This is a genomic window from Aliidiomarina indica, assembly GCF_015354615.1.
Taxonomy (GTDB): Bacteria; Pseudomonadota; Gammaproteobacteria; order Enterobacterales; family Alteromonadaceae; genus Aliidiomarina; species Aliidiomarina indica.
In genome coordinates, this window is sequence record NZ_JACAVQ010000003.1 from 149,149 (window position 1) to 162,016 (window position 12,868).

Genomic DNA, 12,868 nt, shown 5'->3' on the forward strand with positions numbered 1-12,868 from the left:
CTTATGAAAGCGACTGAGGAGGTAGCTCGATTTATGGCAACACAACTTACCATCTTCTATGACGGTCAATGCCCTTTGTGTGTGCGTGAGATGAAACAACTCAAGCGCTTGGATAAAGAACAGCAAATCGCCTTTGAAGATATTCTCGAAGATGATTTTAGCGAACGTTACCCACAGGTGTCCGTGGCTAAGGCCAATACCATACTGCATGGCATGAATGCTCAAGGAAAGATGCTCTACGGTTTAGACGTGACTCACGCGGCTTGGTCATTAGCAGGGCGTGGCTGGCTGACGGCCCCGTTACGCTGGCCCCTTATTCGTTGGGTTGCCGACAAAATCTATCTCTATTTTGCCCGCAATCGTTATCGTATTTCCAAGTTAGTTACCGGCCAAGCCCGTTGCGAGCGCTGCTCTCTTGATTGAATATGCAAATTATCGGTAAACGTAAGTCACTGACAACCCTAAATCACTGACGGACATAGTATTCCTCGATCGAGCCGTTATAATCGGAACTATCAGACCCACAGCTGCAAGGAATACGATGAACTCACTCGCCGCCCATGAACGCATTGGTAAGGGAATCATTTTTATGATTCTCGCGGTATTGTGTTTTTCATTAATGGATGTGGCAATGAAACACCTCGCTGGTCACCTCAGCTCTATGCAGGTGGCTTTTTTTCGCGGTGCCATGTCGTTACCTTTTATTGTACTTTGGCTTGTTGCCACCAAGTCCATGGCTCGAGTCCGTCCTCGGCGTATCGGCTTACATCTGATTCGCGCCGGTGTCAGCATACTTTTTCTCATTCTCACGGTTATCACCCTACGTGAACTGCCGCTAGCAAATGCCTATGCAATTTTCTTTGTTGCACCGTTATTGATAACCCTGCTGTCCGTGGTCTTGCTCAAAGAGAAAGTCGGTGTACATCGCTACGGTGCCGTGCTGGTGGGATTTGTTGGTGTTTTAATCATGCTCAACCCCAATGCCATGGGCTTTTTGTCCTATGGCGTTATTGCGGGCCTCTTGGCCACCTTGGGTTATGCCTTGGTGATGATTTTAGTCCGCTTAATGCATCGCACTGAAACATCGGAATCCTTAATGCTGTTTTTTGTACTGAGCTTGTCGATAGGTTGTGGCTTGCTCGCCTTGTTCGATTGGCGTCCAATGACCCTCAATGACATCCCTTGGTTACTCGGCTTAGGGCTCTCCGGCGCTATTGCCCAGTACCTGCTCACAGAAGCCTATCGTATGGCCCCACCCGCGGTGCTTTCTTCGTTTGAATACAGCGCCATGATTTGGGCACTGGTATTGGGATACATGCTTTGGGGTGATTGGCCTGGGCCCTGGGTTTTAGTCGGTGCAGCCGTAGTCATTGCCAGTGGCATTTATATTAGCCACCGAGAAGCTGTGCGTAACAAACACCAAGGCGAACTCGAGCAAAGTAAATTGCAACATTAAAGTATTGAGCAACCCTGCCGATACTAGAATTAAGTAATTTCCCTTTGGAGTAGGCCCACATGACCACACCCATCAGTGAACTGTCGACGAATTGGCCGGCGGCCTTTGCCGCATCTGAACGCCAGCGCCTCGAAAAAGCGATTCAGCAATTGCCAGTAAATAAAGGCTCCGCCGATACCGGACGGGAACTTAACTTGCAGGAATTAATTCCAGCAATTCAACAAATTAATGAAGTTTTAAGCTCTTACGATGTGCGTTTTGAAATAGCTCAAAGCACGCCACCCATTGTTATTCAGGTGGTTGATGGGCGATCTGGGGAAGTGATTCGGCAAATTCCTTCTGAAGAAATCGTGAAGGTTGCGCAGCATTTAACGGATTTACGGGGCGTATTGTTTCGTAGCGAAGCGTAATGCGAGCCAATGCATTCCATTGGCTCTGACTTCTTTACACATTCATGTTCATAATTTCTTTATAGGCATTCACGAGGCGATTCCGAACTTGCACGCCCATTTCGAATGCCAATGATGCTTTTTGCATATCGACCATGACATCATGCAAAGCTACATTTGGGTCACCCATTTGGAATGCCTGCTGCTTCGTTGCGGCAGCGCTTTGCAAATCATTAATGCGATGAATCGACGATTTTAACTCCGTCGCAAAGCTTGGCTGAGTGCTTGGCGTACCTTGCGCACCTAACGCAGGAGCTTGCGGCTTTTGTCCTGTCGCTTGGCTTTGCAGTGCCTGCATTTGCTGAAGTGCCGATTGGATTCCTGCAACACTCATGGGAAAACCTCTACGCTAATTAATAACAATTCTCTACTCATCACCGCAACGACAAGCGAATAAGAAATCGTTGTGTCACCTTTGATGCCAGCAAGAATAGCAGCACCCTTTCCAGACGAAGGCTCTAATTAAGCAAAAAAAAGTGGCTTATTTACCCATTTGATTGCGTGCACCCTCGGGATAATGACATCCATGAAAAAACCCTCCGCCTTGTGGAGCCATTAACCAGGTAGTGCGACGAATCCATGGATACGACGATGAATCAAGCCACGCAGCCGGCCTCAGCAGCTGCACCGAAACAAGCACCCGCTCCCCAGTCTTCTCTGGAGCGCGTGTTGACGCAATTGCGTAGCGGTGCCTTGTTGCCGTTGCTTATTGGTGGTGCTGCTTTCATCGCTATCGTGGTTGCCTTGATTATGTGGGCTTCCACACCGGAGTACCGGGTTCTTTATTCGAATCTCACCGAGGCCGATGGCGGCCGCATTGTCAGCGAACTAGAAAACCAACGCATTCCTTATCAGCTCACTGGTAACGGCAGCACCATTATGATTCCTGGTAATCAGGTGCATCGGGTGCGTTTGAGCATGGCAGAGCAAGGATTACCCCATGGCGGCAATATTGGTTTTGCCCTGATGGATAACCAATCCTTTGGGATTAGCCAATTTAGTGAGCAAATAAATTTCCAGCGCTCGTTAGAGGGTGAGTTATCCAACTCGATGGAGTCGCTCGGTCCGGTGCAGCGCGCTCGGGTTCATCTTTCTATGGCGAAGCCCTCAGTTTTTGTTCGCGATCGGGAACCTGCGAAAGCATCTGTGGTGTTGTCATTACATGCGGGCCGTACTTTAGGCGATGGCCAAGTGAACGCGATCGTACACATGGTATCGAGTGCAGTGCCTGAACTGAGCGCCGATAACGTCACCGTTGTTGATCAACTCGGCAATCTGCTTTCTAAGAATGGTCAAAAATCGGACTTAAGCGGCACTGAGCTTACCTATACCGAAGAATTAGAACGCACCTACCAACGCCGTATTGAAGAAATTCTATCGCCTATTCTCGGGCGTCATAATGTACGCGCCAAAGTCGTCGCGCAAATTGATTTTTCTCGCATTGAAGAAACCTCTGAGCGTTTTACACCGAATCAAACACCTGAAACGGCAGCGGTTCGCAGCATTCAAAGCAATGTAAGTTACGCCGGTGACGGCGAGCGCGCTCAAGGCGTACCCGGCGCTCTCTCCAATACGCCGCCTGGTGTTGTAACCGCCCCAATTGAAGCGCCAGCCGAAGGCGTCGGTGAAGAAGCCAATGGCGTTCAAGGAGCCATTACTCGCGGTCAAAGCACCGTGCGCCAAGACAATATTGTGAATTACGAAGTTGATCGTAATATTGCCCACATTCAGCATCAACGCGGGCGCCTTGAACGCTTGTCTGCAGCCATTGTTGTGAATTATCGCGACGGTGTCGATGAAGAAGGCCTCCCAATTAAAGAGCCTTTACCAGCTGATGAGCTCGCACGTATTGACCGCCTCGTGCGTCAAGCCATGGGCTTTTCTGAGTTACGCGGTGATGCATTGGAAATTGTAAATAGTGCGTTTGTCACCACCGATGAAGAAGTGGGCGTGCGCCATCGCGAATGGTGGGAACATCCGCAAACGCAAATTCTCATCATGCAAGGCAGCCGTTACGTGCTTGCGGGCCTGGGCATTCTTCTATTCTACCTCTTGATATTGCGCCCCATCTTGCGTCGTTTTGTGGGCCCGGTGAAGAGCAAGGCTGAGCGAGAAGACGATGCAGCAGAAGAAGAAGCGGCAGCCGAACGCCGCGGCAGTCTGCGCGCGGTTGTTGGCGACGACGATGGCGACGAAGACGGCGATGAAGGTGAAGATATGACCTTCAACTGGCCGAAGAAAAAGAATCTAACTTCATATGAGCAGGCACTGAAGAAAACACAAGAAGTGGCACGGCAAAAACCACGGCAAGTGGCTCGCATCGTGCAAAATTGGTTAACTGAAGATGAGAGTTCGCGAGATGAAATCGTTCGATAACATGACTGGAATCCGCAAAAGCGCAATTCTCCTGCTCGCTCTGGATGAAGATACGGCTGTGGATGTGTTTAAGCATTTTCAGCCCCAGCAAATTCAGAAAATCAGTAAAGAAATGACACGCCTTCAGAATATTTCTCACGAAGAAATAAAGTGGGTACTTGAGCAATTTCATGAAGATCTCTCGAATTCACCACCTGTTGATAAATACGATGGCTATATTCGCTCGGTGCTTACCAAAGCGCTCGGAAGCGAACGTGCGTCAACCTTGATTGAAGACGTGCTTGAACAGAAAACCGGCAATTATGGTATTGATGCCCTGAATCTCATGGATGTGCCAGAAGTAGCAGAGCTCATTCGTGATGAACACCCACAGATTATCGCTACCATTTTAATTCACTTAGATCGCCAGCAAGCCGCCGGTGTGTTGGAGTTGTTCGAAGAGCGTTTACGGAATGACGTGGTGCTGCGCATCGCGACCTTTACCGGCGTTCAGCCTGCGGCCCTGCAAGAACTTACTGAAGTGCTTGGCGGCATGCTCGATGGCCAGAATCTTAAGCGCAGTAAAATGGGTGGTGCACGTACAGCCGCAGAAATTCTTAACTTAATGAGTGCCGGTCAAGAAGATACCGCGCTAGAGAATATTCGTGCCTACAACGATGAGCTTGCGACCAAGATCATCGATGAAATGTTCCTATTCGAGAACTTGGTGGAGCTCGACGACCGCAGCATTCAGGTGTTGCTCAAACAAATCGACACCAACGTTTTGGTTATTGCGCTCAAAGGTGCAGAGAGCGAGTTGGTCGATAAATTCCTCAGCAATATGTCGCAGCGGGCAGGCCAGTTGGTGCGCGAGGAAATGGAGACCCGTGGTCCGGTACGCTTATCGCAAGTGGAAACCGAGCAAAAAGCCATTCTTGCCATTGTTCGCAAGCTTGCAGATTCCGGCGAGATTATGCTGAGCAGCGGAGACGATACCTATGTTTAAGCCTTTCTCTGCCCAGGACGAGCAAAAAGAACGCGCACGTCACGGCGAGGCAGGCGCGATGTCGGGTAATAATTGGCGCCGCTGGCGGATGGATGAACTATCAACCGCGCGCCCCCCTGCATCACAGCAAGCACATAATGACAGCCCCGAAGCAAAAGCACAGTTTGTACACAATGCAGAATTGGCTGCTCTAAAAGAGCAAGCGCGCAAAGAAGCGTGGGAACAAGCATACCAAGAGGGCTTAAAAGCCGGGCATGACGATGGCTTTACGAAAGGTTATCAAGATGCGCAAGATGCTGTAGCCCAAGAAAAAGAAGCCCTGTTAGCAGAAGCGGTGACGCCCATTCATGCTTTGGCAGAAGAGTTTTCTCATGCACTGGAACAAATCGATACCTTAGTCGGCGAATCGTTAGTGGAATTAGCGCTTGCCGTGGGCACCCAGCTAGCTCGTACCACCTTAGATACCGATCCCGAGCAGGTGTTAAGTATTGCCCGGGAACTATTACACAGCGACCCGGCCTTTACCGATAAGCCACGCTTGCATGTGCATCCAGAAGATTTAGCACTCATTCAAGAACACATGCGTGAAGAGTTGCAAATTGCCGGCTGGCATTTGCAAGCGGATGAACGCATGGCGCGGGGTGGATGCCGTTTAACCAGCCAAAAAGGTGAACGCGACGCATCTTGGGAAACTCGTTCAGAGGCGGTCCGTAAGCAATTGCGCACGCGCCACACGGCGGAGGATAACGAATGACCACGTCACCTAACGCCGTACCGAAAGATTCAATGCAGCAAGCACGGGTTTCGCTCTGGCAGAACGCCCTTGATAAAGTACAAGAGCGCGTTAAAAGCTTACCACCCTATCGAACCAGCGGCCGCATCGTCCGTGCCACTGGCATGGTGTTAGAAGTGGTGGGGTTACAACTACCCGTAGGCAGTGCGTGTAAGGTTGAGTTACAGCAAGGCTATGATCAAGCGCCCGCTTATGCTGAAGCTGAAGTAGTAGGTTTTGCCGGGGATCGCTCGTTTTTAATGCCACTCAATGAAATTCAGGGGCTCACCCCAGGCGCTCGCGTATTCCCGTTACAAGAAAGCGGAAAGCAGGAAGGCCGTCGCTTCCCTGTTGGCACGGCGTTACTAGGCCGGGTGGTGGACGGGAATGGCCGTCCGCTCGACGGCCGGGGCCCTCTTGCTGAAGCGAAATTTGCCCCCCTTGCCACAACCATTATTAATCCAATGAATCGTGCACCTATCGAAACCCCTATCGATGTGGGTATCCGCGCAATCAACGCATTGCTCACCGTTGGCCAAGGCCAACGCATGGGCCTATTTGCCGGTTCCGGTGTAGGTAAATCGATGCTGTTGGGGATGATGGCGCGCTTTACTAAAGCGGACGTGATTGTGGTTGGCTTAATTGGCGAACGTGGCCGTGAGGTTCAAGACTTTATTGATAACATTCTTGGCGCAGAGGGCTTAAAGCGCGCAGTTGTGGTTGCAGCGCCAGCTGACACGTCACCGTTGCAGCGCTTACAAGGTGCATCTTACGCGACGCGCTTAGCAGAAGACTTCCGCGACCAAGGGCTAAATGTACTCTTAATCATGGACTCGTTGACGCGTTTTGCCATGGCCCAACGCGAGATTGCGCTAGCCATCGGAGAGCCACCGGCAACAAAGGGTTATCCACCGTCGGTGTTTGCCAAACTTCCCGCCCTAGTAGAACGCGCGGGCAATGGAACCAAAGGGGGCGGGTCGATTACCGCGTTTTATACGGTCCTTACTGAAGGCGACGATCAACAAGATCCCATCGCCGATTCGGCCCGCGCTATTCTGGATGGGCATATTGTGCTGTCTCGCGCACTGGCGGAGTCTGGCCATTACCCAGCCATTGATATTGAGGCGTCCATTAGTCGAGTGATGACCGCTGTTGTGCCCGAGTCTCAGGTGCAGCAGGCCCAGCGATTTAAGAAGTTCTTCTCGGTTTATCAGCGTAACCGAGATCTCATTAGTGTTGGTGCCTACAGCCAAGGCCACGATCCTGTTCTCGATCAGGCGGTGCAGCTGTACCCACATCTAGAGGCATTTTTACAACAAGAACACACCCAAAGCGCGACCCATGCTCACGCTTGTGAAGCTTTGACTGCGGTTATTGGAGGCACTGAATGAGTCGTTCAAATGCACTTGAAACCTTAACCGACCTCGCCCGCGAAGCACGCGATAAGGCCGGACAGCTGTTAGCATCTGAACGCAAGAATGAACGTCAGATTCTTGCCCATCAGGATATGCTCATGAATTACCGGCAGGAATATGCCGTGCAGCTTCAGCAACTGATGATGGATGGTATTGACCCGGTCACGTTACATAATTATCGCCAGTTTTTAATGTCGCTTGATGACTCCATTCAGAAGGCAAGTCAGGCTCTGCAGCAGCAAAGCAAGCGTGTTGACTTAAGCAAGCAGCACTGGCAAACCGAGCAGCGCAAATTGACGTCGTACTCCACCCTCAACGAGCGGAGAGCGCAACAAGAACGCACCTTGGTTGCGCGCAAAGAGCAGCGTCAAAACGATGAATTTACGACCAACCAGGTGGCACGAAAAAGTTCGCTGCACTTGGTCGGCTCTGATGAAAATTAGGAGTAGTCTGTCATGTTAAATTTAATAAGCCTCTCCACAACGCCGGATATTCTTGCAAAAGAAGGCCATATGCCAGGTCATGGGGCTGCCAGCAACCCCGGTTTTCATGCCGTGTTGGCAAGCCAGCAACAGGCTGCCGAAGTACCGCCTCGTGCCGCCTACCCATTTACGCCACAACAGGTTTTAGCCAATAACGCATTTGCCAGTACCGAGTTGCCGCAAGAGATTGAGCACATCGGTCGCGGCTCATCACAACCACCGGAAGTGATTATCACGCCGGTGCCTGATGGTCACGTCGGTCAAGATGACGCGAACGGTCGCCCAGATCTTGATGCTCTGGCGGCAGCTCTTGAGCGCATAGCTACATCACAGGCACTCGCTGTGGCGCAAAACCCGACACGTGAGAATACAGCATCCGGTACGCAAACAAGTGAGCAAAGCACAGCAACCCGGCAACAGGGTAATCTTCAAACCCTGATGTCTGCACAGTCCGCTCAGCCAGCGCAACCACTCGTGCAACCGGGTGCTGCTCAGCCTGTCGTAAGTTCTGAAGCGCAAGCGCTCATTAATCAAAGCAATCCACAACAAGCCGCCTCGCTGCGTGCTATGGCGGCGGATTCGATGCTAACGAGCCAGAACCAGAATCAATTAGCCACCCTTATCAAAGGCAACATGCAGGTTCAACCAGATAGCAATGCACGATTAAGCACGGAAGCGGCCCGAGCGCAAAGTTTGCAGCCACAAATCGTGGCACAGAACGCGGCCGGCCAACAGCCAGTGCCAGTTTTCGCCGGACTAAATTCACAAGCGACCGAGATGGCACCTAGTGTCGCCTCGCAGTGGTTGCAGGATATGCAGCAGGCAACGACATCAGGCGTGAATCAAAACATCGGTTCGGGCATGAATGTGCAACCGAACGCGCAAGAGCAGATGAGCTTGCAAGGTATGTCGACAACGTCGGCGCAACCTACCGCTGCAAGTTCTCCTTCGATATCTGCGCCGCTCGCTTCCTCGGGCTGGCAACAACAGTTAGGCCAACAGGTATTGAATATGCACCTCACCCAAGATCAAACGGTGAAGTTGCGATTACATCCGGCAGAATTAGGGCCGCTGATGATTAGTATGAAGATGGAAGAGCAAGCAGCGAGCATGCAGTTTAGTTCCAATAACGCGCAAGTGCGCGCAGCCGTTGAGCAAGCTATTCCACAATTGCGGGAAATTCTCGCTGAACAAGGCATTGCATTGGGCGAAACCGGTGTGAATGATGGCAAAAAAGAACAAGAATCTCAGGAAATGACTGAACTTTCACACAAATCAGCCGATACATTGATTGAGGACAAACCCGCCGAACCGGAAGCGATCGATATTCCGCTACGTAACGGACAAATTGACCTTTACGCGTAAACCGAAGATATACCCCTGATCATCGCGGTATTTCAACGATTCAAACGCACAACTAATTGGCATAATAGAACGTTCAAGAGACACAGGTGAGACCATGGCAAAAGCGCAAGCTCAGGCAAAAGATGCAGGAAACAACAAGATCATTATGATTTTGTTGATATTAGTTGCCTTGATGGTGGCAATCACGGCCGCTAACACCTATTTATTGATGGATACACGAAATCTAACGGTTAACGCTTTACAGGGTGGCCAACAAGAAGAGAATCTGCGTGACCCTGTATTCGTAAAAGTGGATCCATTCACTGTGAACTTACGCAGCGACCAATTCGGCCCGCGACTTCTGTACACCGGCATGACTTTGGAAGTACAGGAAGGGGAAACTAAGAACGTATTATTGAATAATATGCCCCAAGTTCGTAGCCGTTTATTAGTACTTCTGTCTGGACAAGACGCTGAGATGATCAGTACGCCGGATGGAAAAATGGCGCTATCTGACAGTATTAAAGCGCGCTTATCAGAGCCTTATGGCGGTTCCGAGCGCGAGCTTGAAATCTTCGACGTGCTGTTTACAGAATTTATCGTTCAGTAACACCTAACCTTCGGAATTTGAGACGTTTTTATGTCGGGTGATAAACCACTTTCACAACATGATATTGATGCGCTACTTGGCTCAGTATCAAAGCCGAAAAAATCGAGCGACGATACCAAAACATCGTCGCGCTCGATGCGTTCGAGCCATGTGAAGCAGAAAGATGTCGAAGCCCGTCCATTTGATCCAGGCTCGCAGCATCGCGTCGTTCGGGAGCGTTTACATACCCTCGAAATTATCAACGAACGCTTTGCCCGTCAGTTCCGTATGAATTTGTTTAACTTGCTGCGGCGGAACGCCGATATCAGCGTCGATTCTGTGCGCTATCAGCGTTTCCAAGATTTCTCAGATAATCTGCCGGCGCCTACCAATATTAACATTATCGCGATGAAACCATTGCGAGGCACCTCGCTTGTCGTGTTCCCGCAAAATATGGTCTCAATGATCGTTGAGAACTTATTTGGTGGTGACGGCCGCTTTATGACGCGCAACGAAAGCCGCGAGTTTACCGGAACGGAACAGCGAATCATTAATCGGGTGTTAAACCTCGCCATCGATGCCTATCAGGAGGCGTGGCGCGCGGTTTACCCATTAAAAATCAACTTTATTCGCTCTGAAATGCAACCTAAGTTTGCCAGCATTACCAGCTCACCCAGTGAAATTGTTGTCACTACAACCTTTCACTTAGAAGTGGGTAGTCTCGATTCAAGCTTCCAGATCTGCATGCCTTACTCCATGATTGAACCGCTGCGAGATCGTCTTACCAACTTACGGGCAGACGCATCCAGTGCATCGGATAAGGCCTGGCGCGAGCGCATTTCCAGCGAGCTGCAGTCGTCTCACGTGGATTTGGTTACCCAGTTTTTAGATATTCCCGTGCGCCTACCCCAGGTACTTGCGCTTAAAGTTGGCGATGTTTTGCCTGTTGAATTACCGAAAACGGTGACCGCTACTGTTAGCGGCTTGCCGGTGCTTGAATGTGAATATGGCTCACTGAATAAACGGCGAGCCCTACGCGTAACTCGCGTGCTAGAAAACCATGCGTACCCGGTTTCTTCAAATACACTAGACCATAATTTTATCGATGAGGAATCGGCCGAGGAGTCTGATCATGACTGAAGAAAAAAAGCCTAAAGACGAAAAGCCGAAAAACGAAGACGCGACGACAGCAAGCGATTCACAAGATCCTTGGGCAGACGCGCTCAACGAAGAGCAAGCCGCAGAAAAGCAAAGCACCGCTCAATCGGCCAGTGATCAAGTGTTTAAGCCCCTTGAGAATTCGTCGCGTGCAGGTGCTGCGAACGACTTGGATATCATTATGGATATCCCGGTCAAGCTGAGTGTTGAACTTGGTCGCACCCGCGTCACTATCAAGCAGCTGCTCGAATTAGCACAAGGCTCCGTCGTTGAGCTTGACGGTCTCGCAGGCGAGCCCATGGATATTATGATCAACGGTTACTTAATTGCCCAAGGTGAAGTTGTCGTTCTCGATGACAAATACGGCATTCGTATAACAGAAATTGTGACACCAGCGGAACGGGTCCAAAAACTCAATCGATAGAGGGGTCTATGACCGCGCCCGCCACTCAAACAAGCTCCGAAGCCATCAATAGCCTTGCCCTGCTGGGCAAGGTTTCTGTGGTTTTAATTCTCACCATTTTAGTGATCTTAGCTTGCGCTTGGATGTTTAAACGCTTTGGCCAAGTTGCTGCGAGTCAACAGCACATTCCCATGCGCGTTCTCAGCGTGCTTAGTGTTGGCCCTAAAGAAAAAGTGGTGGTGGTACAAGTTGATGATCAGCGGCTTATTCTCGGTGTAGCCCCCGGCAGTGTAACCTCCTTATCGGAATTATCCCCCGCAGATCCAGATGACATTAAAGCGCCGCGCCCTGCCCAGCCGTCGCCTTTTGCTCGTATGTTAAAATCTAGGCAGCAAGGAAAATCATCATCATGAAATTCCGCCTTCTGCTCCTTCTAGGGCTCGCATTGTTGATCATGCCGCTTGAGCTGATTGCTCAAGAATTACCCGCGATGCAAAGCCAAACCTTAGACGATGGTACGCAACAGTGGTCTGTGCCGCTGCAAACCTTACTCTTACTCAGCAGCATGGCATTTTTGCCTGCCGCTGTGCTTATGATGACCTGTTTTACGCGTATTATTATCGTTTTAGGGTTATTACGTACCGCAATGGGTACCCAATCGGCGCCTCCGAATCAGGTTTTGCTGGGCCTATCTTTGTTTCTTACTGTCTTTATTATGTCGCCAGTACTCGGCCAAATTTATGAGATAGCGTGGGTTCCACTTACCGAGGATGCCATTACCTTTGAAGAGTTTATTACCTTGGCATCACAGCCCTTGCGTGAGTTTATGCTCGCGCAAACCCGCCAAGACGATTTGGCATTGTTTGTCCGCCTCGCAGATGTAGGTCCACTCGATGGCCCTGAAGATATTCCCATGCACGTGTTAATTCCGTCATTTGTCACCAGTGAATTAAAAACAGCATTTCAAATTGGTTTCACTATCTTCATTCCTTTTTTGATTATCGACTTAGTGGTGGCCAGTACCCTCATGTCTCTCGGTATGATGATGGTACCTCCAGCAACGATTTCATTGCCATTTAAGCTTATGCTGTTCGTGCTTGTCGACGGTTGGCAATTACTCATCGGCTCCTTAGCCCAAAGCTTCTACATATAGGAGAACGCCGATGTCACCCGAACAAGTTATGACCATCGCCTACCAAGGCATGCGGGTTGCACTGTATCTTGCAGGGCCGCTGTTATTGACGGCGCTGCTCATCGGTTTGATTGTAAGTTTATTTCAGGCCGCAACGCAGATTAACGAAATGACCTTATCGTTTATCCCAAAGATTCTAGGTGTGGTGATTATGCTTGTTGTCATCGGTCCTTTCTTGTTGCAGCTCATCACTGATTACACGCGGGAATTGTTTACCAATATTCCTCTGATGGTCATGTAGGCGCCC

General features: G+C 50.2%; 16 protein-coding genes. 15 read left to right on the plus strand and 1 reads right to left on the minus strand.

The genetic code is table 11. The features are described from left to right. Window positions 1–33: 33 nt before the first annotated feature. The 3 genes from HXZ99_RS06425 (at window position 34) to HXZ99_RS06435 (ending at window position 1,866) form a co-directional block, all read left to right on the plus strand. On the plus strand, window positions 34–423 hold the full coding sequence (locus HXZ99_RS06425) for a thiol-disulfide oxidoreductase DCC family protein (RefSeq protein WP_194756458.1): 390 nt from the start codon (window positions 34–36) through the stop codon (window positions 421–423). 118 nt (window positions 424–541) lie between these two features. After that, window positions 542–1,456, plus strand: coding sequence for a DMT family transporter (locus tag HXZ99_RS06430; RefSeq protein WP_194756459.1), 915 nt, complete (start codon window positions 542–544; stop codon window positions 1,454–1,456). A 59-nt stretch (window positions 1,457–1,515) separates the two neighbouring features. Further along, window positions 1,516–1,866, plus strand: a complete 351-nt coding sequence (locus tag HXZ99_RS06435) for a flagellar protein FlaG (protein WP_194756460.1) — start codon at window positions 1,516–1,518, stop codon at window positions 1,864–1,866. 34 nt (window positions 1,867–1,900) lie between these two features. Here the strand turns inward: HXZ99_RS06435 and fliE are convergent, their stop codons facing one another. Beyond that, window positions 1,901–2,239, minus strand: coding sequence for a flagellar hook-basal body complex protein FliE (gene fliE / locus HXZ99_RS06440; RefSeq protein ID WP_194756461.1), 339 nt, complete (start codon window positions 2,237–2,239; stop codon window positions 1,901–1,903). Between the two features lie 257 nt (window positions 2,240–2,496). On the opposite strand from fliE, the gene fliF reads away from it, so the two are divergent. The 12 genes from fliF to fliQ all read left to right on the plus strand — a co-directional run bounded on the left by fliF (window position 2,497) and on the right by fliQ (window position 12,862). Continuing rightward, complete coding sequence (fliF, locus tag HXZ99_RS06445) at window positions 2,497–4,281, plus strand: flagellar basal-body MS-ring/collar protein FliF (protein WP_228517735.1); 1,785 nt, start codon at window positions 2,497–2,499, stop codon at window positions 4,279–4,281. Further along, window positions 4,265–5,266, plus strand: coding sequence for a flagellar motor switch protein FliG (gene fliG, locus HXZ99_RS06450; protein WP_194756463.1), 1,002 nt, complete (start codon window positions 4,265–4,267; stop codon window positions 5,264–5,266). The genes fliF and fliG overlap by 17 nt, the downstream gene beginning before the upstream one ends. Then, complete coding sequence (locus HXZ99_RS06455) at window positions 5,259–6,020, plus strand: flagellar assembly protein FliH (protein ID WP_194756464.1); 762 nt, start codon at window positions 5,259–5,261, stop codon at window positions 6,018–6,020. The genes fliG and HXZ99_RS06455 overlap by 8 nt, the downstream gene beginning before the upstream one ends. A 32-nt stretch (window positions 6,021–6,052) precedes the next feature. Next, window positions 6,053–7,429, plus strand: coding sequence for a flagellar protein export ATPase FliI (gene fliI / locus HXZ99_RS06460; RefSeq protein WP_194756622.1), 1,377 nt, complete (start codon window positions 6,053–6,055; stop codon window positions 7,427–7,429). After that, window positions 7,426–7,896, plus strand: a complete 471-nt coding sequence (gene fliJ, locus HXZ99_RS06465) for a flagellar export protein FliJ (RefSeq protein ID WP_194756465.1) — start codon at window positions 7,426–7,428, stop codon at window positions 7,894–7,896. Before fliI ends, fliJ begins: the two co-directional genes overlap by 4 nt. A 12-nt stretch (window positions 7,897–7,908) precedes the next feature. Further along, entirely contained in the window at window positions 7,909–9,300 is a 1,392-nt protein-coding gene (locus HXZ99_RS06470; RefSeq protein WP_194756466.1) for a flagellar hook-length control protein FliK, read from the plus strand. 94 nt (window positions 9,301–9,394) lie between these two features. Then, window positions 9,395–9,889, plus strand: coding sequence for a flagellar basal body-associated protein FliL (gene fliL, locus HXZ99_RS06475; RefSeq protein WP_194756467.1), 495 nt, complete (start codon window positions 9,395–9,397; stop codon window positions 9,887–9,889). A 30-nt stretch (window positions 9,890–9,919) separates the two neighbouring features. Beyond that, a complete protein-coding gene (fliM, locus tag HXZ99_RS06480) occupies window positions 9,920–11,008 on the plus strand; it encodes a flagellar motor switch protein FliM (protein WP_194756468.1) in 1,089 nt (362 codons plus the stop codon). Continuing rightward, window positions 11,001–11,450: a flagellar motor switch protein FliN gene (gene fliN, locus HXZ99_RS06485; protein WP_194756469.1), complete on the plus strand. Its 450-nt coding sequence runs from the start codon at window positions 11,001–11,003 to the stop codon at window positions 11,448–11,450. Before fliM ends, fliN begins: the two co-directional genes overlap by 8 nt. Before the next feature lie 8 nt (window positions 11,451–11,458). Further along, window positions 11,459–11,842, plus strand: coding sequence for a flagellar biosynthetic protein FliO (gene fliO, locus HXZ99_RS06490; protein WP_194756470.1), 384 nt, complete (start codon window positions 11,459–11,461; stop codon window positions 11,840–11,842). Next, the gene (gene fliP, locus HXZ99_RS06495) at window positions 11,839–12,582 is read left to right on the plus strand and encodes a flagellar type III secretion system pore protein FliP (protein ID WP_194756471.1); all 744 of its coding nucleotides are present in this window, start codon (window positions 11,839–11,841) and stop codon (window positions 12,580–12,582) included. The genes fliO and fliP overlap by 4 nt, the downstream gene beginning before the upstream one ends. A 10-nt stretch (window positions 12,583–12,592) precedes the next feature. Continuing rightward, on the plus strand, window positions 12,593–12,862 hold the full coding sequence (gene fliQ / locus HXZ99_RS06500) for a flagellar biosynthesis protein FliQ (RefSeq protein WP_194756472.1): 270 nt from the start codon (window positions 12,593–12,595) through the stop codon (window positions 12,860–12,862). The last annotated feature ends 6 nt before the right edge of the window (window positions 12,863–12,868 follow it).